Raw genomic sequence first — 22,812 nt, 5'->3', positions numbered from 1 at the left:
GTAGGAATTCTTAGCTGCGATCGGTTCGCTGGCGGAAGAGCGCAATCAAAATGCTAGCGCCAAAGAGGAACTGGCTAACTAGCAGAGCGCTCATACTCAAGAGGAACCCTACCGGTTCACCCAACGGGTCATTTTTGTAGAGCGGCCCGACTACCAGGAGTAGCGGGATAAAAGTCCCTAAAAGATGAATGACGGCAAGCAGGTAATTCGGCGTTTTATGGTTCAACCTGATTAGCCAGTAAGCTACCCCAGTTATGAACAGTAGTGCTGATCCTGCCAGAACAAAGTAGGTGCTATCAATCAAAAAATACGTATCGTAAAGTTGTACGGTTAACGTATGCTGGCCGGAAAACAAGCCCGTTAGAAGAACGATTGGAATCGCTAACCAACTATTTAAATACGGCTTTTTGAGTAAAAAATTCATTGCAACCGGGATCAACAAGAAGGTGTTACGTAATTGGTTTCGGCTTCAAAATGGCCCTCGACGAATCCATCCGGCTTTTTTCAGCAGTTGAACCAACAACCCAATCACGAGCAGATTTCGCCCGTTCAGCAACAGCACGCCAAAAACCGTTGGATCAACGAGCCGGGGGTAAAATACCGGATATACCAGATTGGTCAGTAAAAAAATAACGCCCACGACGGCGATTTGTTGGACACGCAAAAAGAGCACAAACGGAAGTAACCAGATCAGGTACTGGGGTGAAAATACTTTGTTGGTGATGATAAAAATCAGTAAGGTCGCCAACAAACAGACGAGCAGACTTTCAGCGGAAACCGCCCCGCTCCGCCGATAGTCGCGTTGGAGCCGAAAAGCGAAAAGCGCCAGTAATCCGCCGAAAATCGCTAGAAATAGCCACGGCAACACCTTCAAAACCGGGTCAACACCCGCGGCCAGTAGATGAAAAGCGCCGTAATTAAATTCGGTGCTGACCTGAGTCAAATCCGGCAAATGCACCATCATTAGCAATCCCGCTGCACTGCTTTCGATTTGAAGACCCCGCAATTGATGGTACGTCAGAAATGAGAATACCCGATTGTCAGACAGGATCATCATCGGCACGACCACAAGTAAAATGGAAAGTCCGGTTCCGGCCAAGAGCGCCAGCGATGCCCGGTATTGTCTTCCGACTACATAATAAACCAGCATAACCGGAACCAGAATAACAGGATACAATTTGGCTGTAATTGCCAGACCCAGCCAGATTCCGGCCCTTAGCGGTTGCCCGAGCAACACCGCTGAAAAAGCGAGTAACGTAAGCAAGGCCGGGAATAAATCGTATCGCCAGAGCAGAAAATCCCGGCTCAAAATGATAAACAGCAAATAAACACTCAGCAGTTGCCAGCGCGATAACGCATTTGGCCAGCGCCGGGCCACCTGTAGCAACACCACGGCAAACGCCAGCATCAATAACAGGGAATCCAGCGTATAGAGAAACGCATAGGTCCGGTAATCCAGGTCCGTTTCCAACGAGACCAGGTGAGGCATTACCAGCGGAACCAGCGCCAGCGGTGGGTATTCTACCGTAAAATCACGGTACGGTATTTTCCCCTCCGAAAGCTGTGTGGCAATCGAATGATACACTTTCATATCGCCCTGTGCAGAAGCCGATTTTCGTTGCCACATCAGAAAACTGTACACCAGCAACGAGAAGGCCATTGCCGCAACGGCCCATTTGAAAGAACTTTCTTTAATCGTCACCTCGATAGCGGGTTAAGTACAGCATAACCCTGCAGAGCAATCGTTATCCTTTGTCGAACTGCAATAAAACGAATTTGATTTGATATTGCCAGACGGACGCTCAATCGGTGCCATTATCTCAGTTAGAGATTCCTTCATTGTAGTTAAACAGCGCGTAATGAGCTCCTTCCCGATCACCGGGCACATCCTCTTTCTGATTCTGGGCGGCTGCTTCGGAAACCGGAGTGGTGAACGGCATTTTACCCGTCGCCTTGAATTTACCGGTTACAATGTCCAGCAGGGCGTCCGGCGTGGTACCAAACGTGGCCAGAACCGCTTTAAAATGCCCCATCGTCGACGGGTTATAGATTTCATCGATTACCCACGGATTGCTGTAGTTAACGGCCAGAATAGTCGGTTTCTTGGCCGTTAACTGATTGATATAGGCCACATCCACACCGTTTTTTGACAAAGAAAGGTATAACGGTGAGCCGTCGGAACCGAACAAAGATTTGGGTGCGGGCTTAATCCAGACCAGGACCACATCGGCCTCCTCGGGGGTCTTGACAAACTCCACGGGGTAGCTGGCATCGCCCCCCGTAAATACATCACCCGGCCCGGTAGCGCCATTCCGTTTCTGGTATGATTCGAAGTAGACTTTCGTTTTGGCCCTGAGCGGCACGGTTTTGGTTTCATTCCGCAGCAAAACAATGGATTTTCGCAGGGCCAGATCGGCGCGTGCCTGAAATTTGGCGTTTCCGACCAGTCGTTCGGCGGCCGCTTCATCCACATACGGATTTTCGAACAGGCCGAGCGCAAATTTCTCCATCAGCAACCGCAAAACGGAATCGTCCACCAGCTTCATCGCCACCATCCCACTCCTGACGGTTTCCAGCAAATTGGCCGGATCAGCCGTACCCGAGTACAGGTTGACGCCCGCTTCCAGCGTTCGTTTGTAGCGTTCGTTGATCGATAGGTCCTCGGCTCCCCACGGCATCATTTCAATGGGGCCGGTATCGGAATTGATGATGCCCTTGAAGCCCAGCTGCGTCCGGAGCAGATCATGAAGAACCGCCCGGTTGTAGGCATACGCAATAGGCGGGTATTTGGTGCCGACTGGCAGCGAGTAATACGGCATGATGGCCGACGTTCCGGCGGCAATGGCGGCTTTGAAAGGAATCAGGTTATTTTCCAGCATACCGCCGGGAAAAACCTCCTGCTTTCCCCACTCAAAGTGCGGGTCCTGCCCTCCTTTGCCCGCTCCCCCACCCGGAAAATGCTTGGTTGTTAAAGCCACCGACGTCGGCCCCAACTGAGGCCCCTGAAATCCCAAAATCACCTGCGTCATCATTTGCGCAGTCCAGTCCGCATTCTCCCCAAAAGTGCCATCGACGCGCTGCCAGCGGGGTTCGGTTGCCAAATCGGCCATGTACATGTAGCCTTTTCGCAACCCCACGGCGGCCCATTCCTGACGGGCAATATCGGCGAATTCCCGAACGAGTTTCAGATCCCGCATGGCCGACAAACCCAGTTCGCCGGGCCAGGTCGAGAAGACGGTTTTTCCAACGCTGGTGCCAATCGCCGGGGCATTCGTAATGTGGTTGCGCGGATTGGAGGCCACGATGGCCGGTATGCCCAGCCCGTCGCTTTCACAAAGTGCCTGTAACTTGTTCGCCCATTCGGCCGTCATTCTCGCGCTGACATTGGCCCGCAGAATAAAGTGACGAAGGTGAAATTGCGTGACGGCTTTGGTCGTACCGGCGGCATTCATGATGGGCGCAGGCAGCGGTTTTCGCGTAAACATATTCATGCCCGCCACCAGGTCTTCTTCGTTGAAATCGCTTGTTATGGGCTCCTTGGTTTTTGGAGTATCAAACGACCAGTCGTTTTTCAGGCGGGTGGTGCTGATGAGCATGAATCCGACTTTTTGCTCGACTGACATTTTAGCCAGCAAATCGTTGCTTCGTTCTTCGGCCGACAGCCGCCAGTCTTCGTAGCGATCAAGCTGGCCATTTCTGTTGAGATCCTTGAATTTCAACCCACCGATTTCCAGTAATTTTGCCGTTCGGACCTGCAGGATGGGTTGTTTTACCGATGCTTTCGATTGGCCATACACCGGGCTGTTGGCCCGAAACAAAAGGATCAGTACAATACCCGGCCACCACAGGCCGGTCGTTTTTCCAACGGCAGAACTACTCGTCTTACTGGCTGAGAACGCATCCATTTCCTGGGTCCGGTTTTATGGTCTACGTAAGGTGCGCAGGACGTGAATCTACTGGTTGGCCAAATCCATAGCGAATGGGAAACGAGAAAACCGCCCTTTTCTAAATCCGGATAGCCGTAAAATCAGGTATATCGGTTAACTTGATTGAATCATCACCACGCAATTGCTTTGAAGGTATCCTTAAAACAAATTTTATTGGTGTCGTTTCTCCTGCTGACGGCCTGGATTGTCGTGGATTTTACGGTCGACCAACCCGCCGACCACCGGCAGTTCGACGCCCGGGAAGTGGCGCGGCTGGAAGCGGACATGTGGCGATCTTACTACGACCGGCGTCCGGCAAAGCTGTTTTTTCAACTGGCGGACGTGATGCGGTCGCAGTATGGCGCCCCGTTCTGGCGGTCGTTTGCCATTGCGTACCGGGCTGGAAAAGCCGCCTTCGTTTTTAAAGACGGCCGAAATCGGGCGGAGTATAAAAAGGTGCTACCGCAGTTGGAACAGTATTTCGGGTATCTCAACAATCTGAGCAAAACGCCGTTCGACGTTCAGAAAGCGGCCCGGATTGAACTGGAGTGGTGGATTGTGCGTCGGGAGCGAAACCGGCATCCACCCGCCGAATGGGAACGACTACTGGCCGAGGAAGCCGGATTACTGTATCATCTGCCCGCTGAAGGTTTTCAACCCTACGCAAAATACCGGACCGAAGCCATGCTCTACCGGGATGCGCGAAATGCTCACATGGAGGAATCCGATTGGCTGCATGTCCGGCAATTGCTCGACCAGTCGTGGACGGCTTTCCACCAGGCGGTGCAATGAGGTGCCGGTTAGATCGTTTTTTTTACAATCAGTTTGCTGATGGCCTTTCCGTTGATCGAGATTATTTCTTTGGCATCCATCGCCGGTTCGAGATCGATGGCCCGGAAGTTGACGCTGATGCCGCCTTTCGGCCTGACCAGCGCAACGTACCTTTTGTCATCGCCTGAGCCAACCTCCCGAAACTCTTTGATGGTGGCGTATTTATAAGCGTATCCTTCTTCCAGACCGGCGGTTTTCTGGCCAAACTTGTCGAAAGAACTATAGATATTCTGATAGCCGCCAGAAGGCAAACCGCCCTCGCCAAACCGAACCGAATCGCCCGCCCTCAACACAATACCGCGCTTCGTTGTAACCGGTCCGGTGATGCGTTTTCCGGCGGCCGGTAATTGCGCCAGACCATTCAGCGAAATACTGGCTAAAGCAAAAAACAGGATCCATTTCATAGCGAATCAAAAGGATTTTTAGGTTTACGGTATTCGGTTTACGGTGAATGTACCCACGGACTTTAGTCCGTGTTTTTTATACGAACACTTAGAAGTTCTAAACGTGGTGCACGGACTAAAGTCCGTGGGTACGTCCACCATAAACCGAATCTAAATCTGCGCGGCCAGAACCGCGATGCCTTCTTCAAAGCTTTTGGGTTCGTAGCCCAACACGCGACGCGGTTTATCCAGCACAAAACCCGTGCGCGGGGGGCGCTTCGCCGGTTGCGAAAACGTCGACGAATCGGCCTGCGTAATCAGCGACTTATCGAGCTGGAAGTAGTCGGCAGTTTTGATGGCCATTTCGTAGGGATTCAGAAAATCTTTCCCGGAAATGTTATATATTCCCTCCGCTTCCTGATCGGCGATCAACCAGCAGCCCAGCGCCAGATCTTCGGCCAGCGTTGGTGTACGCCATTGATCCGTCACAACTTTGATCGTCTTTCCTTCTTCCAGCGATTTTTTCACCCACAGAATAATGTTACTCCGGCTCATATCGTGGGCAATGCCGTAGACCAGAACCGTCCGGGCAATGGCCCACTGAATACCCGAGTGAATAACGACTTTTTCGGCGGCATATTTGCTCCAGCCGTAGAAACTGATTGGATTAGCTTCGGCCTCTTCGGTGTAAGGTCCAGCGGCTCCGTCGAAGATAAAATCCGTCGAAACGTGCAGCAGAAACACATCGTTACTGCGGCAGGCTTCCACCAGATACTCAACGGCTTTCACATTCTGTGCCCAGCAGGCTTCTTTCTCCGACTCGCACTGATCCACATTGGTCATGGCCGCGGTGTGGATAATCACATCCGGTTTGGCTTCCCCAACCACATCGAGCACCTGCTGACGGTCGGTGATGTCCATAGGCTGGTACAAATACCGGTCGGACTCCGGTAACCGATTGGCACCACGCGCTGTGGCAATAAGTTCAACATCAGGCTTCTGTGTCAGCAAATCGACCAATTTCTGTCCGAGCAATCCGTTGGACCCGGTGATAAGAATACGTTTTTTCATAACTTGTTGGAATGCGGAGCTATCGTCATTTCGGATACGAATAGCCAAACTGTTTGGTAATCTTTTTCTTCTTCATCCACTCGCCCGAAACCGTCATTCGAAGGTCTTTCAGGGGGCGGTTGAGCGGATTGGCGGGCTGTTTGGCAATGCTGTCCACCACGGCTAACCCATCAATAACCTCGCCAAAAACCGTGTAATTCCCGTCCAGATGGGGCGATCCGCCCAACGTTTTATAGACCTGCTTTTGCGCATCGGTCGGCTGGCGTCCTTTCATCTGGGCAATGCGCTCGGTCTGTTTCTGGAACGTTTCATCGTCCCAAACCCGGCCCTGAACTACGTAAAACTGGCAACCGCTCGACGCTTTTTCGGGATTATTGTCGCGGGCTGCGGCCAGGGCACCTTTCTTGTGAAATAATTCCGGGACAAATTCCGCCGGGATCGTATACTTTACGTCACCATTCCCCAGCATTTGCTCTGGTTTGGCCGTCCGGGATTCCGGGTCACCGCCCTGAATCATAAAATTCTGAATGATGCGGTGAAACAGCAAACCGTCGTAAAACTTCTCCCTGGTCAGTTTGATAAAATTGGCCTTGTGTTTGGGTGTCTGGTTGTACAGAATCACCCGCATGGCGCCAAAATCGGTGTTGATGGTCACCAGATAATCCTTTCGTTTGGAAGGCTTTTTACCCAGCACCGAACCGGTTATGAACAGGCACATCAGCAGGACAATAATCCGCATGGTAAGTGTGTTAATGGCTCTCACTTCTCTGGTTTCTTCTCTTTTATCGGAACTACAATTTCAACGCAAAATGGTGGCTGACAATGTTAAACCGCTTGTTCAAATACAGCCGGTGGGCATCATACCGCTGCGGATTTTGGCCCGAATCGAGCGTAACGGCCACACAGCCGGCCTTGCGGGCTTCGTCGATCACAAAGTCGAGCAACTGGCTGGCGTAGCCTTTCCCGCGCTGATCGGGCAGGGTCGACAGATCATCAATGTAGAGTGTTTTTCCGCTGAAAAGCAGATTCATGTAGCGGTAGCCGATGGCCGCGGGGGCTACGGTTTCGGACGGTTTCTCATCCGACGTATCAACGAATGCCACGACGTAGCGATCCTCTTTCTGCAACAGGATGATTTGATTCAGTGCCTGTTCTTCGGTCAAATGCGGACGCAAGGTCACCAGAGCGGGCAGACAACGGCGAAGATCAGCTTCGGTTTGGGCAATTTTAATCATGGGAAACGGTGGCAGAGGGCTTGGGCCGACAAGTTACAAGTTTTGACGAACTGCCCGCAAAATTTCATCCCCGCCTTTGGCTAAAATGCTTTCGGCGAGATCATGTCCAATCTGTTCGGCGTCTTTCATCGGGCCGCTAAATTCTTCCCGCAACAGTTCGTTGCCGTCCAGGCTTACCACGCCCCCGGTCAAGGTCAATTCGTCGTCCTGCAAGGTGGCCAGCCCGAAAACCGGGATGCTGCACCCGCCTTCCAGCCGCCGTAAAAAGGCCCGTTCGGCTTTCAGACAGGCTTCGGTGGGCGCGTGGTTGGTCAGCTGACGGACGGTATTCAGTTTGTCGATGGGTAAGGTCGCAGCCGCTTCGATGGCCACGCTTCCCTGACCAACCGCGGGGGTAAAATCCTGCGTCGGAAGGTATTCGGCAATGAGGTCGTCGTACTCCATGCGGTGAACGCCCGCATAGGCCAGCAGCAAGGCGTCGCACTGACCCTCTTCCAGTTTCCGCAGCCGGGTTTGCAGATTACCGCGCATGTCGACGGTAGTAATGTGCGGACAAAAGTGCTTCAACATCGCCACCCGGCGTGTCGAGGAGGTGCCGACGACAAACTCCCGGCTCCCCGTCAACGACAGGCTTTTATCGTGGCTCACCAGCACGTCGTTGACCCGTTCGCGCTCCGTAAAGGCAATAATGGACAGGTCGGCGGGGAGCGACGACTGCAAATCTTTGGCACTATGAACGGCAATGTCGATGGCTCCGACGCGGAGTTGATCTTCCAGTTCCTGCGTAAAAACGCCTTTGCTGCCGATTTTTGCCAGCGAGCGATCCAGAATCTGGTCGCCTTTGGTTTCGATCAGGACCAGTTCCGACTCGACTTCAGCCGCTTTCAGCAGATCCTGAATGTAATAGGCCTGCCAAAGCGCCAGCTTACTACTCCGCGTTCCAATTCTTATTTTCATGGTAGCAAATGTACCAAAGTGACGGAAGTTAACGGAATGATACCGGTAAAATGTCGACTGCTAACGATAAAAGTTGAACCAGCAGGCGAATTCTTCCCTGTCTCCATTGTTCTGTTATTCCGTTATCGCTCGCGTGTCGCGAGTGAGGTTTATCCAAAGGGCCTCCGGCCCGTTCCTTCCTGTCCGCTAATGACCAACGCTCCAATAACCCATCCCCGGGCCGGAGGCCCTTTGAATAAACCTCACTCGCGACACGCGAGCGACAACGGGGCAATAACGGGAGCAACTGGGACACGCAAGTGACAGCGGAGGAAGTGACTGTTGAAGGGAATAAAAGTCTAAACTGACTAAAAAGGTCTCTATGTCGGAATTCCTGAAAGCAACTGTTGAAGACGCACCGTACTTTATTACATTGACAACAGTGGGATGGGTTGATATCTTTACCCGATCCATTTACAGTTACGAAATCGTAAAAAATCTACAGTTTTGCCAGCAGAACCGGGGTCTCGAAATTTATGCTTACGTAATCATGTCAAGTCACTTGCATCTCATTGTGCGTCGTCAAAAGCAACATGGGCTGTTGAATGAATTGCTACGGGATTTTAAAAGTGTCACGGCAAAAAAGATACTGAAAATGATAAACGAGTCCCCAGAAGAAAGCCGTAAAAGTTGGCTCATGCACTTGTTTACGTATTACGCTAAATATGAAAAGCAAAATAGCGCGTTAATGTTCTGGCAGAAGACAACTCACCCGGTTCAGCTGTGGTCGAACAAAATGATTGATCAGAAGCTGAATTATATTCACATGAATCCCGTCAAAGCAGGTATTGTGCCGGAGCCACAGGATTACATCTTTAGCAGTGCCTGTCCCGAATCGCCTTTGCGTGTCTTGGACGCGTTTTAGGAGCCTCCGTTATTCCGTTATCGCTCGCGTGTCGCGAGTGATTTCTATTCAAAGGGCCTCCGGCCCGTTCCTTCCTGTCCGCTAATGACCAACACCCCAATAACCAACACCGGGCCGGAGGCCCTTTGAATAGAAATCACTCGCGACACGCGAGCGACAACGAGGGGCCTCCGGCCCGAACCATAAGCTTCTAGAATGAAAGATTCTTGTCAACAAACCGGGCGCGGGCCGGAGGCCCTTTTGATAAACCTCACTCGCGATACGCGAGCGATAACGGGGAGTCTCACGAACTAGAAATAGTTAATCTACTGCATTTTTCCCCCATAAATTGAAAAGGTAATGCCTCCAAAGGAATGGCCTTCATTGATATTTCCGAATGCCGTTAGCCCTAAACTACACCATTGAAGCGGAAAAATATATCTTACTTCAATGGGAACACCCAATTTCGCATAAGTAACCTTTTCATACATACCCCCCGAAATTACTCCATGAGGGTCTGGATCACTTAGCTTTTTTCCTCGATCAACACCCCAAACACGACTCAATCCCGTCGAAACGATGAAACCGTTAAGTCTAACGCCATACAAGGCACCTAACTCCGAACATTTTATTCCTGGAGAATCATCTTGAAATAACTCAGCATTAATAACATAACGCCCTGAAATTACACTTAGAGCACGTTTAGGTTGGAAACTTGCTGATGTCATAATCCCCGGGTATTTACCTATTTTCTTCTGGTCATTTCCGGTAGTTACATTCGATCGGGACGTAACTACTTCACCATAAGCTAACGAAAAGCCTGCACTTACCCAGTAGCGATTGTACTCTTTTTTAGCCGTCATAGCTTTATCCTGGGCATACGTAAACGTATTTAGCAACGCGAGTAACCCAAGGCCAAATAGTGCTCTACCAACGATTTTACAACCATTTTTTAGGACCATAAATAGAGAAAATTGCGAACCGGATTGAGATTATTTAAAAATTAACACGCTTCTAGTTAAAAGAGAGAGCCGCACTATAAAACCAAGAAATATCTACATGGTATGAAACTTCTCAGGAAACTAACAGCTCCGTTGTCGCTCGCGTGTCGCGAGTGAAGTTTATCCAAAGGGCCTCCGGCCCGAACCATGAGTTTCGGGAATGAAAACTTCTTATCGACAAACCGGGCGCGGGCCCGAGGCCCTTTGAATAAACCTCACTCGCGACACGCGAGCGACAACGAGTATCATTTATCTTCCTCAAACCCCCACCGTATCATTTTCATCCGTGGGAATCTTCTCTTCGATGAACGCAACGATCTGGCTGGCGATGTCGATACCGGTCGTTTTTTCGATGCCTTCCAGACCCGGCGACGAATTGACTTCCAGCACTAGCGGCCCCCGTTGGGATTGGAGCATATCAACGCCCGCAACCCGCAGGCCCAGCGCTTTGGCGGCATTGATCGCCGTCCATTCTTCGTCGGCCGAGAGCGTAACGGCCTGACCCGAGCCGCCCCGGTGCAGGTTGGAACGAAATTCGCCCTCTTTGCCCTGGCGTTTCATGGCCCCGACCACCCGCCCGCCCACGACAAACGCCCGGAGGTCGGCACCTTTGGCTTCGGCAATGAATTCCTGAATCAACACATTGGCTTTCAATCCGTAAAAAGCCTCAATCGTCGATTTGGCGGCTTTGGTGGTTTCGGCCAGCACAACGCCCATTCCCTGCGTGCCTTCGAGCAATTTGATGACCACCGGCGGTCCGCCCACCAGCGTAATCAGCTGGTCGACGTCTTTGGGATGTTTGGCAAATACGGTTTTGGGCAACCCCACGCCCGCTTTCGACAACACCTGCAAACTCCGCAATTTATTGCGCGACCGCGTAATGGCCTGCGAACGGGCGGTTGTAAAGACCTTCATCATCTCGAACTGACGAACCACCGCACAGCCGTAATCGGTGACGGAAGCCCCGATACGCGGCACAATGGCGTCGATTTGCTCCAGGGGCTGGCCTTTATAAAGCACCTCCGGCTTTCCGCCTTCGATCATCACCTGACACCGCAAATGGTCGATCACAACCGGCTCGTGTCCGTGTTGCTCGGCAGCTTTCACCAACCGCCGTGTCGAATACAAGTCGGGATTGGTAGACAAAATAGCAATACGCATATCCGTAAATAAGGAAAGTCGTTTGGTGTAGAATCTGGGAAGAACAGGCCCGGGTCCGCTAAAATCAGGAGGTCGGGGTCCGTTGTTTTAGGTGATACGAAACGTTTTGCAGTGATACGTCAACAACAAATTTGTTCCGCAATAGTTTGCGGCCCAGCAAGACCGGGAAACGCATGGTTCCGCGGTTTGCCAGCGAAAATTCGGCCCGGATGAGTCGTCCCATAATCAGAACGCGGGTTTTGATAACGAACCGCTTTTCGGATTGACCGAATGAATTTTTGATGGTTTTATACTGAAATAAATCGGTTACAAACTGCTTCTTTTTCTGGCCGCGTTCGCCAATCAGCGTAAACCGCAACCGAAAACTGTCGCCGTTGGGGATCAGTTTTACATCCGTACAATGCAGGGCGGACGTATAAGCACCGGTGTCGATTTTGGCTTCGATGTCGGTCCAGCCCAGATCCGGAAAATCCACGCGGTCCGCAAAACCGATAATCTCTTTGGGGCGTTCGGCCAAAGCCGTCTGCGTCGGTTTTTTCATTTGCCGTTGCGAATCAAGCTGCTGAACAGGAGCGATAAATCCATCATGACCATCTTGGCGCGGACGTTCCGTTCGATGTGGTATACCGCTTCGTTCAGGTTGCTAACCATGTGTTCAAGGTGTTCGGATTCGAGTACTTTGCCGAAGTTTTCCACAAACGTACGCTCTTCGGCGGGGAGTCGCAACAGCTCGTTGACGCCGTGTTTCCACAAAAACAAATCCCGGCAGAGGGTCAGGCTGTAGTCCAGCAAAGCCCGTTGTTTTTCTTTCCCGAGCGCATCGAATACATCCGCCTGCTTCACCAGCGCGATCAGATCCTGTCGATAACAAAACCGCATCCACTCGGCAAACCACGCGTGCCGGTCCGACCCCGGTTCGCCGTCTTTCTGCTCCGGTTCTTCGTCCGACAACCGGATGGCTTCCGACAGATTTCCGTCCGCCAGATACGCTACTTCCCGGGCGCGTTTCTCGGGCAGATTCAGGTGCTGGCGCAAATGTGTGGCCACTTCCTCATCCGTAAAAGCCTGCACAGCCACGCGCTGGGTCCGCGACAGAATCGTAATCAGCAGTTTATCGGACTGGTTGGTCACCAGCAGAAAAAGCGTTTGGGCGGGCGGTTCTTCCAGCAGTTTCAGCAGCGCATTGGCCGTTGCGGTATGCAGGTTTTCGGCACACCAGATCAGCACGATTTTGTATTCCCCTTCGTAGGCTTTCAGCGACAGTTTGCCCATCAGCTCGCGCGCTTCCTCGACCGGAATATTGCCCTGTTTGATGCTGATGGCCGCCAGCCACTCATCCAGCACGCGATACGGATGCTGACCAATGAACTTGCGCCAGTCGGCCATAAACGTTTCGCTGGTGACTTTGCTGCCCGCCACCGGAAAAATAACCGACAGATCCGGGTGCACCAGTTTATTCATTTTTGTGCAGGAAGCACACCGCCCGCACGAGTCGGCCAGACCATCCGGAAAGTCCTGCCGGTTTTCGCAGTTGATGAATGTCGCAAAGGCCAGCGCCAGCGCCAGGTTTGCGCTGCCCGGCGGACCGTCGAAAAGCTGGGCGTGGGCCAGGTGGTTGGTCTGAACGGCCCGAATCAGCGCCCGCTTGGTGTCCTCATGTCCGATAATTTCGCTGAATTGCATGGTGTTTTTACATCGTAAAGCGCCGTTCGCCTACCAGGCGTCCGACCGAAGCCGGAGTTAAAAAAAACCTTTCAGGGGGCTCAGGGCCGTTTGCCGGTGTACTTCCCGCAAAATAGCTTCCTCCGCATCGTCAAAGGCCAGTCCCCGGCGGCCGATGGTTTCGCGGGCGACCTGCAAGGCTTTTTCAAGCCGGTATTTAGTAAATCCTTCGGCTCCTCCGCCCCACGAAAACGACGGGATGTGTTTGGGTTGAAAACCGGCTCCGAACACATTGACATTTACGCCCACCACCGTACCGGTATTGAACATGGTGCTGATGCCAACCTTGGTGTAATCGCCCATCATCAGCCCGCAAAAAAGCCGACCGGTATTTTCGAGCTGGTTGGTCGCATAGCTATACAGGCTTACGTTGGTGTAATCATTTTTGAGGTTGGAATTGTTGGTATTCGCTCCCAGATTACACCACTCGCCAATGATCGAATTGCCCAGAAAACCGTCGTGGCCCTTGTTGCTGTAGCCCAAAAAAACCGAATTCCCGACCTCACCGCCTACTTTGCAATACGGTCCTATGGTGGTATTGCTGCGCATTTTTCCGCCCCAGTTGACCGTGGCGTTATCACAAAGCGCAAAAGGCCCGAGCATGACGGCACCTTCCTGAATCAGCGCATTTTTACCAATATAAATCGGCCCGTTCTCCGCGTTCAGAACGGCCGCCCGCATGACCGCACCTTCTTCCACAAAAATGTTTTCCGGCGCGTAACACCGGGTGTAAGGGTCGGTGATGGGCTGCGAGGTCCGGCCCGCCGTCAGGAGTTCGAAATCGGCCCGAATCTGATCGCCGTTGTGAACAAAAATATCCGGCAGACTTCTCAGAATAGTCAATGGCTCTGCGAATACATCGAGTGTCCCGGCAGTAGCCGCCGAAGGAAATGACTCCAGCGGTTTTTCGGTGCGAAAGGCCAGCAACAAACCATCCGGCGTTACCAATCCGGACTCCGGTTTTAATCCATTCAACCCATTAATTAAGGCATTTGTGGGACAAACTGCACCGTTTACGAAAAAATTGTCGCGAACTGTCCGACAGGGATACTTTATTTGCAAGTACAACTCAGTCAGAAACGAAGGCGTTGTTTTGAGCCGCATGGCCCATTTTTCAGTAATGGTGCAGATGCCGATCCGAATTTCACTCACAGGCCGGGTAAAGGTAAAGGGCAAGAGGGCTGTGCGGAGGGTCGGATCGTCAAATAAAATCAGGTTCGTCATAAACTACTCGACAGTCAGAATGCAAATATCCGAGTTTAATCGGGAAAGTGGCAGACTGAATTTTATCAAATAGTTTAATTTTTTGAAGTACCGCTTTAAACCATTGACCCTTCTAAATGGTCAGTGTATCTAGAAATTGCCTATTTCCACCCATACTACTTATGAAAAACATTCTTATACTGGCTTTAATTGGCTCCATGCTGAATTGCGACAACAAAAAGATAGGCGTTCCCCAACTGCCTAACTGTGGCAATTTCATGGCTTTAAAGAATAAACAGGAATGGTCAGCGGCTTCAACAGCTACGTTTTTCAGTCGTGACAGCATCAACGTCATGGTGGAAGAATGCGGTACTTTTCGTACAGACGGTGAGGTCGAGTGGTTAAGCATCAACCATCTGCCGGCCAAACCCGGCACCTATTCGCTGCGGCCCATTCAATGGAACGATCTGAACGGCACCCCGCTTTCGGCCTGGATTTATACCCGCATTGGCGACAAAACAACCGGCGATCGCTACAATTTGTATGGCTCGAAAACCGAAAAAAATGAAGTAACCATCGACACCTACAACCCCACCAGCCGCACGGTGGAAGGGCATCTGAATGCGACATTCGTGATCGACCCCGAAAGCGATGTAACCAGCCGATCACAATCCGATACCATCCGGATTCGGGATGCTTTTTTTTCAGTGGTCGTCAACGGTGCAATTTAGTCGGTTTTTTATCGGTTTTGGTCGTAGCTTTGGGCAACCGATTTATCCCTTTTTATGCACCGCTACGGCCTGATTGGGTATCCGCTGACCCACTCGTTTTCCCAGAAATATTTTACGGAAAAGTTTGAAAAAGAAGGCATTGCCGACAGTCGCTACGACCTGTTCGAACTGCCTGATCCGACGGCTTTTCCCGACTTGATCGCTTCAACACCCGGCCTGATTGGCCTGAACGTTACGATTCCGCACAAGCAAGCCATTGTTCCGTTTCTGGATGAACTGGACCCGGCTTCGGCGGGGCGCATCGGCGCGGTCAACACGATCCGGATTTTGCCGGATGGTCGAAAAATCGGCTACAATACGGATTATTACGGCTTTCGGTTGTCGCTGGAAGCGTGGTTAAAGTCGCTGGATACGATGCCTGAAACGCTGCAGGCGCTGGTGCTCGGAAACGGCGGAGCGGCCAAAGCCGTGACCACCGCCCTGAGCGATCTGCAAATCCGGTACCGGCTCATTTCGCGGCAGCAAACCGCCGAAGCCCTGGCATACGAAAGCATCAGCCCGGAGATTCTGGATGAATACCGCCTGATTATCAACACCTCCCCCGTTGGCACCTATCCGAATGTAGAGGCTAGCCCGGCCCTTCCCTATGGCATGTTGAACCACCGTCATTTGCTGTACGATCTGGTCTACAACCCGGCGGAAACCCGGTTTCTGCAACAGGGCCGCGCCCACGGGGCCGCTACGCACAACGGCTTGCCAATGCTTTATCTGCAAGCCGAAAAAGCCTGGGAAATCTGGAATCTGTAGTCAACAAACATCCCGGTCATGCAGGAACTTACCTTCACAAATGCGACGGTTTTCACCGGAAATGCCGTTTTGGCGGGGGCCTCGGTACGGATTTCGAACGGATTGATTCAGGAACTGGTCGCCGGCATAATCGATGAGCCTGACGCCATCGACTTGCAGGGGCAATGGCTCATCCCCGGTTTTGTCGATCTGCAGTTGTACGGCGGCTCCGACTTCTTTCTGAACGCATCGCCCACCGCCGAAACCGTCGCGCACATTTACGAAACGCATCTGAAAAACGGGACGACATCGGTTCTGCCCACGCTGTATTCCACCTCGCCGGAAACCATTCTGAAAGCCATTGAAGCGATCCGTCTCGTACGGCAAACAAACCCGAACGGGGTGCTGGGGCTGCATGTGGAAGGACCGTATATCAATACCGTAAAGCGGGGCGCGCACAGTGCCAATTACGTTCGTTTGCCTACGGATGCCGAACTGGCCGAACTGCTGGAAAAAGGCCGCGACAGCATCCGGATGCTGACCATTGCCCCCGAAATTTTTAGTCCGGAGCAACTTTCTCAATTGATCGGGCAAACCCGCTCTTCTTCTACGCTGCTTTCTTTGGGTCACAGCGACGCGACGTACCGGGAAGCTACCGACGCGTTTAACCACGGAATTACGCTGGCAACGCACCTTTATAACGCCATGCGTCCGTTTGAAAGCCGCGAACCGGGTGTGGTCGGGGCGGTTTTTGACCATCCAACGGTGCGCGCCAGCATCGTAGCCGACGGTTTTCACTGCGACTGGGCGACCATCCGGATTGCCAAACGCTTGCTGGGCGAACGGTTATTTCTGATTTCGGACGCCATTTTTGCCAATCCGCCCCAGCCTGCGTACGCTTTTGAGGATTTTGTTCTTCACTACGAAAACGGGCGGTATACCAACCCGGCAGGCAACCTGGCCGGTTCATCGATCACGTTGCTGAATGCCGTTCAGAATTGCATCCGGCACGTGGGTCTGGAACCCGCCGAAGCTTTTCGGATGGCGTCAACGGTTCCGGCCGAAATCATCGGCTTTGGGGATTCGTTGGGGAAAATCCAGCCCGGTTTTGTGGCCAATCTGGCGGTTTTAACGGAAGACCTGACGGTTTCCCGGGTCATGGCCACCGGCCGCTTCGTTTAATACCGAACGCACCGGTTCCTTTTTCCCGGCTGTTTGTACATTTTCAATTGGCCAGGGTCGGTCTTTGGGTTTTCTTTTTAGCGAGGGTCAAAATCGTTGCAGCCAGACCGATCAGGAGCAGAGCCAGGCCCGCCAGATACACATACCCGCGCGATGCGTCAGGCACGACAACGGTTTTCTGACTGTTTAGCATTTCATAGATCGGGATAATTCCTTTGAACACGTAAGCCTGCGCCAGCGTTAGGAAACAGATGACCGTCAGCATGATAAAACTGTGCTTGACCGTAAAGCGAAACAATTCCGATTCTTTCCCGACCAAATCGCCGGCCGCTGCGGCCACTGCGATGGACTGCGGAGAGATCATTTTCCCCACCACTCCGCCCGACACGTTGGCGGCCACTGTCACCACCGGATCGACGCCAATCGACTGAGCGGTAGCGTATTGAAGTTTACTAAACAGGGCATTGGCCGACGTATCGGAGCCGGTAATGAACACGCCCAGCCAACCCAGAACCGGCGCAAAAAACGGGAATAAAAAACCGGTATTCGCCAGAACAGCCGCCAGAGTCAGCGTAATGCCCGAATCATTCACAATGTAGGCGAATCCCAATACCGCAGCGATGGTGAGCACCGGGAATTTTAGCTGGTTCAGCGTACTGACAAAAATACCGGCACCTTCCCGGTAGGTCAGCCCGATCAAGGGAATCACCACCAGACTGGCGATCAGGATGGCGGTTCCGGCCGCCGACAAATAGTTGAATTTAAAGATCTTAGCCAGTAAAAGACCGTTGGCGTCCTGGATGGTATTGTGAAGGCCCGGTATTTCGAACTGGATCATTCCCACCGAGTTAAGCACCTCTTTGATCGGCTGTAAGCCCCAGGCAATGACCATGATGGTCAGCACGAGAAACGGCGACCACGCCCGCAACATCTGCCCACCGGTATACGACACGTCGGTATTGAACGTGGGGGCCGGTTCGTTGGCAAACCGCCAGACGGTTTTCGGTTTCCAGAAGCGCAGGAAACCCATCAGGCAGATAATCGAGCCCAGACCGGCAATTACGTCGGGCAGCGACGGACCGAGGTAATTGGACGAAAACCATTGCAGAAAGGCGAACGAGAGGCCGGAGACCATCACCGCGGGCAGAACATCCTTCGCCTTTTTGAAACCGGCAATGATCGTTACGAGGTAAAAAGGCAAAATGACGGACAAAATCGGCAGCGTACGGCCCACCATCTGGGAAATCGGCAGTTCCGGAATGCCCGACACCTGCGAGGCCACGGTAATGGGAATTCCGATGGAGCCAAACGCCACCGGAGCGGTATTGGCAATCAGGCAGATCCCCGACGCATAGAGCGGATTGAAGCCCAGCCCGACCAGCATGGCGGCCGTAATGGCTACCGGTGCGCCAAAGCCCGCCGTACCTTCCAGAAAAGAGCCAAACGAAAACGCGATGAGCAGCGCCTGCAACCGCCGGTCGGAAGTGATGGACGCCATAAAGTGCTTGATGATCTCGAATTGGCCACTTTTGACGGTCAGGTTGAACAGAAAAACCGCCATGATCACCAGCCAGCAGATGGGAAACAACCCATACAAAGCCCCGTGTGCGAAGGACAATACCGCCAGTTTTATCGGCATTCCGTAGATAAAAATGGCAATCACCGCGGCAAGAACCGTGGCGAGTAAACTGGCCTGATAGCCCTTCATTTTCCGGATGATCAAGGCCCAGAAGATGAAAAGAATGGGAATGGCCGCGACGAGTACGGACAACGTTAGGTTCTGGAAGGGGTCAATAACCTGGGTCCATTTCATGGCATATCCGCGCGTTAAGGTTTAGGAAAACAAAGAGGGAATCGGTACGACGCTCTAAAGTATACGTTATCGACCAAACGATCAATGCCCGGTCTATCAATGCGATAAAGCAAAAACTGAAACTTTTTACTACTCCTTTTCGCAAGCCCGGCCCGATTTCGTGGTTCACTTCTTTTTCCAGCCCGCCAACCGCTATCTTTGCCCGCACCAACTGACGCTTCTTTGGTCTTTCCACGATGCTAAAAATCGCCGTCATTAGCGATATTCACGCCAACCTGCCCGCCCTCCAGGCGGTTTTGTCCGACATCGAAAACCGTCAGGCCGATCAGCTTTTCTGCCTGGGCGATCTGGTCGATTTCGCGCCCTGGCCCAACGAAGTCGTCGACCTGATCCGGCAAAACCGCATTCCGACCCTCATGGGAAACCACGACGAGCGAATTGCTTTCGATCTGCCGCTTGTTCCGTTATTGAAACACAGCGCAGCCGAAACCAGCGCCCGCGTTGCCGCCATCGACTACACCCGCCAGCAGATTACGCCGGAAAACAAGGCGTTTCTGGCGAGCCTGCCGCGTCAGTTCCGCCTGAACTTTTCGTTTCCCGATGCTTCAATTTCCGTCCTCCTGACCCACGCCAGCCCCCGGTCCATCGACGAGTACATTTACGAAAACCACGATCCCGATGATCTGATGGCGATGATGGACGACCAGAAGGCCGATGTGTTGATTATGGGACACACGCACCAGTCCTACCGTCGGACGCTTCCAAACCGCCCCGGTTTTCCGGCCAAAACCGCCATTAACTGCGGTTCGGTTGGCCGATCGAAAGAAGCGCAGCCACTGGCCACCTACCTGCTCATCACCACGTCAGGCGCTGGGGAACGGTTTGGCCCCGACTCGATCACCTATGAACTTATTCGGGTGGAATACCCCGTTGAACATACCATCGACGGAATCCGGCAGAGCGCGATACCGGACTTTTACGCCAATTTTCTGGCAAGGGCGCTGCCCGTCGAATAAGCCATGATCCGTCGCAGAAAGGGGCAAATTGATCTGATTCGCAGTTGCTTAGTAAATTGATTCGCTTCGGTGCTTTAGGAATCAAAAGAGTCTAAGCAACCCCGTTCCTACAACCCCTGCCTTATGACTGTCGGACTTTTTATTCCCTGTTACGTCAACCAGTTTTATCCCCAGGCCGCGATTGCCACCCTGCAATTGCTGCAAAAACTGGGGGTCGACGTGGTGTATCCGCCCCGGCAGACCTGCTGCGGACAGCCGATGGCGAACTCCGGTTTTGAACACCTCACGCAGGACTGCAACCGTCTTTTTCTGGAAAATTTTTCCGAATTCGATTACATCGTGGCCCCGTCGGCCAGTTGCGTTTTGCACGTCAAGCAACACCTGCATTCGCCCGACAACCCGGCTTTGGCGGATCGCACGCGCTCGAACGTATACGAACTGGTCGAGTTTCTGACGGATGTACTGAAAGTCGACCAGCTAACGGCCCGGTTTCCCCACAAAGTCGGCATCCACCAGAGTTGCCACGGGTTGCGGGGGCTTTATCTGGCGCAGATGAGCGAACTGAATGCCGCGCCGTTTTCCAAACCGGTGCAGTTATTAAACATGGTCGACGGCCTGGAACTCGTTGATTTGGACCGCCCCGACGAGTGCTGCGGTTTTGGCGGAACCTTCTGCGTGGCCGAAGAAGCCGTATCGGTCAAAATGGGAAAAGACCGGGTGACCGACCACATGAAAAACGGCGCCGAATACATCACCTCCGTGGACCTTTCCTGCCTCATGCACCTGGAAGGCATCCTGCACCGAAACCGGAGCGCCGTCAAAGCCGTACACATTGCTGAAATTTTAAACGCGACCCTGTGATGGAAAGAGGAACGAAAGATCATGCCGCTCTGGCCGAAGCGTTCAATCAGGACGAAGAGCACGTCAACTGGCACGACGGCGCACTCTGGTGGATTAGGCAAAAACGGGATATGGCCGCCAAAAATATCCCCGAGTGGGAACAGTTGCGCGAAGCGGCATCCCGCATTAAAAGCAACGTGCTTTCCAATCTGCACGATTATTTGCTGCAATTTGAAGACAATCTCACCAAAAACGGGGTGACGGTTCATTGGGCCGCCGATGCGGAAGAGCACAACCGGATTGTGTATTCGATCCTGAAAGCCCGGGAAATCACGCAGATGATCAAGAGCAAATCTATGCTCACGGAAGAATGCCACCTGAATGAATACCTGATCGAACGCGGCATCGACGTCATCAACTCGGATCTGGGCGAATATATTCAGCAACTGGACAATGAACCGCCCAGCCACATTGTGCTGCCGTGCATTCACAAACGAAAGGAAGAAATCGGCGAGATTTTTCACGAACACCTCGGCACCGAAAAAGGCGTTTCGGACCCCACCACCCTGACGCGGTTTGCCCGCTGGCACCTGCGCGATGCCTTCATCAGCCGCCGGGCGGCTCTGACCGGCGTTAATTTTGCCGTGGCCGAAACCGGGGAGTACGTCGTTTGTACCAACGAGGGAAATGCCGACATGGGCGCTCATTTGTCAGACATTCAGATTGCGTCGATGGGGATTGAAAAGATCATTCCCAAAAAGCAGCACCTCGGCATTTTTTTGCGGTTACTGGCCCGCAGTGCAACCGGCCAGCCGATCACGATTTATTCCAGTCATTTTAAAAAACCGCGGGCGGGTCAGGAGATGCATCTGATTCTGGTCGATCTCGGCCGAAGCCGCCAGCTGGGTCGGCCGGATTTCCGGGATTCCCTGAAATGTATTAAATGCGGTGCATGCATGAACACCTGCCCGGTTTACCGGAAAAGTGGTGGCCTGAGTTATCACAACACCATTTCCGGCCCGATTGGCGCGATTCTGGCCCCGAATCTGGACATGAAGAAGCACGCGGATCTGCCTTTTGCGTCGACGCTCTGCGGTTCCTGTTCCAATGTCTGCCCGGTAAAAATCAATATTCATGATCAGTTGTACCAGTGGCGGCAGGTGATCGTTCAGGAGGGTTACGCAGCCAATACCAAGGTTTTGGGCATGAAAGCGATGGCCTGGACCTTATCGTCGCCCGGTTCGTATTCGACCATCGGAAGGGCCGGGCGGTGGGTGTTGAACAACATCCCGTTTGCCATTAATAACAAGTTCAATCCGTGGTACAAACAGCGCGAAATGCCGGACGGGCCGAAGGAATCTTTCGGGGAATGGTATGCCAAAAACCAGCGCGAAAATGGCGCTGAAAAGTCGGAATTGCCCTTAACCAGAAAACCAGCATGAGCACTCGGGAAAGCATACTGGCCGCCGTTTTGAAAAACCAGCCGCCCGCCAGTCCGTTGCCCGACCTGTCTTTTTTCAAGGGCAACCGGCAGGACCTCGCTTCCACCTATCAGGCGGTTTTTACCAGCATCGGCGGTAGCGTTTTTGTCGTTGACAATCTGGCCGCGGTGAACGCCCGGCTGCTGGAGAATTTTGATTCCACGAAACGGCTGGTAACCACACTGCCGGACCTGGGCGAACCGTTTGATCTTCTTTCCAAAACCGCCGATCCGCGCACGTTCAACGATGTGGAGCTGGCGGTACTTGAAGCCCAACTGGCGGTTGCCGAAAACGGAGCGGTCTGGCTCCCGGAGCAACGCATGGGCCAGCGCATCATTCCGTACATCTGCCAACATCTGGCGGTAGTGGTCCGGGCCGAAACCATCGTTCCGACGCTGCACGAAGCGTATGCGCAAATCGGCGTGGGCGACTACGGGTTTGGCGCGTTCATCGGCGGGCCCTCCAAAACGGCGGATATCGAGCAGGCGCTGGTGATGGGTGCCCACGGACCGATTACGATGAGCGTGTTTATTTTGGATCGGAACACGGATTGAGCGGATCAGAACGGATTCTAATTTTATCTGCGAAAA

At 52.8% G+C, this 22,812-nt stretch carries 23 protein-coding genes; 9 read left to right on the top strand and 14 right to left on the bottom strand.

All coding sequences use genetic code 11. From position 1 onward, the window contains the following. Positions 1 to 10: 10 nt before the first annotated feature. The 3 genes from EHT87_RS22995 to EHT87_RS22985 form a co-directional block, all read right to left on the bottom strand. Positions 11 to 424, bottom strand: a complete 414-nt coding sequence (locus EHT87_RS22995) for a hypothetical protein (protein WP_124909030.1) — start codon at positions 422 to 424, stop codon at positions 11 to 13. A 45-nt stretch (positions 425 to 469) separates the two neighbouring features. Beyond that, a complete protein-coding gene (locus EHT87_RS22990) occupies positions 470 to 1,702 on the bottom strand; it encodes a glycosyltransferase 87 family protein (protein WP_124909029.1) in 1,233 nt (410 codons plus the stop codon). A gap of 118 nt (positions 1,703 to 1,820) precedes the next feature. Then, positions 1,821 to 3,905, bottom strand: a complete 2,085-nt coding sequence (locus tag EHT87_RS22985) for a glycoside hydrolase family 3 protein (protein WP_124909028.1) — start codon at positions 3,903 to 3,905, stop codon at positions 1,821 to 1,823. Between the two features lie 198 nt (positions 3,906 to 4,103). Here EHT87_RS22985 and EHT87_RS22980 point away from each other — a divergent pair, with 198 nt between their 5' ends. After that, positions 4,104 to 4,718: a hypothetical protein gene (locus EHT87_RS22980; RefSeq protein WP_229321288.1), complete on the top strand. Its 615-nt coding sequence runs from the start codon at positions 4,104 to 4,106 to the stop codon at positions 4,716 to 4,718. 8 nt (positions 4,719 to 4,726) lie between these two features. On the opposite strand, the gene EHT87_RS22975 is transcribed toward EHT87_RS22980, so the two are convergent. The 5 genes from EHT87_RS22975 to hemC all read right to left on the bottom strand — a co-directional run bounded on the left by EHT87_RS22975 (position 4,727) and on the right by hemC (position 8,403). After that, positions 4,727 to 5,161 (bottom strand): hypothetical protein, encoded by a 435-nt coding sequence (locus EHT87_RS22975; protein WP_124909026.1) that lies wholly within the window; start codon positions 5,159 to 5,161, stop codon positions 4,727 to 4,729. Between the two features lie 150 nt (positions 5,162 to 5,311). Beyond that, the gene (locus EHT87_RS22970) at positions 5,312 to 6,211 is read right to left on the bottom strand and encodes an SDR family oxidoreductase (protein WP_124909025.1); all 900 of its coding nucleotides are present in this window, start codon (positions 6,209 to 6,211) and stop codon (positions 5,312 to 5,314) included. Between the two features lie 25 nt (positions 6,212 to 6,236). Next, positions 6,237 to 6,929, bottom strand: a complete 693-nt coding sequence (locus tag EHT87_RS22965) for a peptidylprolyl isomerase (RefSeq protein WP_374756040.1) — start codon at positions 6,927 to 6,929, stop codon at positions 6,237 to 6,239. A gap of 73 nt (positions 6,930 to 7,002) precedes the next feature. Next, positions 7,003 to 7,446 carry a GNAT family N-acetyltransferase gene (locus EHT87_RS22960; protein WP_124909023.1) on the bottom strand — a complete coding sequence of 148 codons (444 nt, stop codon included), beginning with the start codon at positions 7,444 to 7,446 and terminating at the stop codon, positions 7,003 to 7,005. Positions 7,447 to 7,479: 33 nt separating this feature from the next. After that, on the bottom strand, positions 7,480 to 8,403 hold the full coding sequence (gene hemC / locus EHT87_RS22955) for a hydroxymethylbilane synthase (protein WP_124909022.1): 924 nt from the start codon (positions 8,401 to 8,403) through the stop codon (positions 7,480 to 7,482). Positions 8,404 to 8,764: 361 nt separating this feature from the next. On the opposite strand from hemC, the gene EHT87_RS22950 reads away from it, so the two are divergent. Further along, on the top strand, positions 8,765 to 9,307 hold the full coding sequence (locus EHT87_RS22950; protein WP_124909021.1) for an REP-associated tyrosine transposase: 543 nt from the start codon (positions 8,765 to 8,767) through the stop codon (positions 9,305 to 9,307). A gap of 305 nt (positions 9,308 to 9,612) precedes the next feature. Here the strand turns inward: EHT87_RS22950 and EHT87_RS22945 are convergent, their stop codons facing one another. The 5 genes from EHT87_RS22945 to EHT87_RS22925 all read right to left on the bottom strand — a co-directional run bounded on the left by EHT87_RS22945 (position 9,613) and on the right by EHT87_RS22925 (position 14,394). Beyond that, complete coding sequence (locus EHT87_RS22945) at positions 9,613 to 10,248, bottom strand: hypothetical protein (RefSeq protein ID WP_124909020.1); 636 nt, start codon at positions 10,246 to 10,248, stop codon at positions 9,613 to 9,615. A 297-nt stretch (positions 10,249 to 10,545) separates the two neighbouring features. Beyond that, positions 10,546 to 11,448, bottom strand: coding sequence for a 30S ribosomal protein S6--L-glutamate ligase (gene rimK, locus EHT87_RS22940; protein WP_124909019.1), 903 nt, complete (start codon positions 11,446 to 11,448; stop codon positions 10,546 to 10,548). Between the two features lie 64 nt (positions 11,449 to 11,512). Further along, positions 11,513 to 11,989, bottom strand: a complete 477-nt coding sequence (locus tag EHT87_RS22935) for an ATP-dependent zinc protease family protein (protein ID WP_124909018.1) — start codon at positions 11,987 to 11,989, stop codon at positions 11,513 to 11,515. Continuing rightward, a complete protein-coding gene (locus EHT87_RS22930) occupies positions 11,986 to 13,131 on the bottom strand; it encodes a DNA polymerase III subunit (protein ID WP_124909017.1) in 1,146 nt (381 codons plus the stop codon). Before EHT87_RS22930 ends, EHT87_RS22935 begins: the two co-directional genes overlap by 4 nt. 57 nt (positions 13,132 to 13,188) lie before the next feature. After that, positions 13,189 to 14,394 carry a putative sugar nucleotidyl transferase gene (locus EHT87_RS22925; protein ID WP_124909016.1) on the bottom strand — a complete coding sequence of 402 codons (1,206 nt, stop codon included), beginning with the start codon at positions 14,392 to 14,394 and terminating at the stop codon, positions 13,189 to 13,191. 161 nt (positions 14,395 to 14,555) lie between these two features. Between EHT87_RS22925 and EHT87_RS22920 the strand changes: the two genes are divergently transcribed. From EHT87_RS22920 to nagA, 3 genes are read left to right on the top strand one after another with little or no spacing between them, the layout of a single operon-like run. Then, on the top strand, positions 14,556 to 15,104 hold the full coding sequence (locus EHT87_RS22920; RefSeq protein ID WP_124909015.1) for a hypothetical protein: 549 nt from the start codon (positions 14,556 to 14,558) through the stop codon (positions 15,102 to 15,104). Positions 15,105 to 15,158: 54 nt separating this feature from the next. Further along, complete coding sequence (locus EHT87_RS22915) at positions 15,159 to 15,911, top strand: shikimate dehydrogenase family protein (RefSeq protein ID WP_124909014.1); 753 nt, start codon at positions 15,159 to 15,161, stop codon at positions 15,909 to 15,911. 18 nt (positions 15,912 to 15,929) lie between these two features. Beyond that, positions 15,930 to 17,072 carry an N-acetylglucosamine-6-phosphate deacetylase gene (gene nagA / locus EHT87_RS22910; protein ID WP_124909013.1) on the top strand — a complete coding sequence of 381 codons (1,143 nt, stop codon included), beginning with the start codon at positions 15,930 to 15,932 and terminating at the stop codon, positions 17,070 to 17,072. A gap of 43 nt (positions 17,073 to 17,115) precedes the next feature. Here nagA and EHT87_RS22905 read toward each other — a convergent pair whose 3' ends face one another. After that, positions 17,116 to 18,885, bottom strand: a complete 1,770-nt coding sequence (locus tag EHT87_RS22905) for an L-lactate permease (RefSeq protein ID WP_124909012.1) — start codon at positions 18,883 to 18,885, stop codon at positions 17,116 to 17,118. A gap of 236 nt (positions 18,886 to 19,121) precedes the next feature. Here EHT87_RS22905 and EHT87_RS22900 point away from each other — a divergent pair, with 236 nt between their 5' ends. The 4 genes from EHT87_RS22900 to EHT87_RS22885 all read left to right on the top strand — a co-directional run bounded on the left by EHT87_RS22900 (position 19,122) and on the right by EHT87_RS22885 (position 22,776). Continuing rightward, a complete protein-coding gene (locus EHT87_RS22900; RefSeq protein WP_124909011.1) occupies positions 19,122 to 19,901 on the top strand; it encodes a metallophosphoesterase family protein in 780 nt (259 codons plus the stop codon). A 123-nt stretch (positions 19,902 to 20,024) separates the two neighbouring features. Then, the gene (locus tag EHT87_RS22895) at positions 20,025 to 20,762 is read left to right on the top strand and encodes a (Fe-S)-binding protein (protein WP_124909010.1); all 738 of its coding nucleotides are present in this window, start codon (positions 20,025 to 20,027) and stop codon (positions 20,760 to 20,762) included. Next, complete coding sequence (locus EHT87_RS22890) at positions 20,762 to 22,183, top strand: lactate utilization protein B (RefSeq protein ID WP_124909009.1); 1,422 nt, start codon at positions 20,762 to 20,764, stop codon at positions 22,181 to 22,183. Before EHT87_RS22895 ends, EHT87_RS22890 begins: the two co-directional genes overlap by 1 nt. Continuing rightward, positions 22,180 to 22,776, top strand: coding sequence for a LutC/YkgG family protein (locus tag EHT87_RS22885; protein WP_124909008.1), 597 nt, complete (start codon positions 22,180 to 22,182; stop codon positions 22,774 to 22,776). The genes EHT87_RS22890 and EHT87_RS22885 overlap by 4 nt, the downstream gene beginning before the upstream one ends. The last annotated feature ends 36 nt before the right edge of the window (positions 22,777 to 22,812 follow it).

The organism is Larkinella knui (genome assembly GCF_003858645.1).
GTDB lineage: Bacteria > Bacteroidota > Bacteroidia > Cytophagales > Spirosomataceae > Larkinella > Larkinella knui.
The sequence above is the reverse complement of the archived record's forward strand: the minus strand, read 5'-3'. Positions and strand labels throughout refer to the sequence as shown.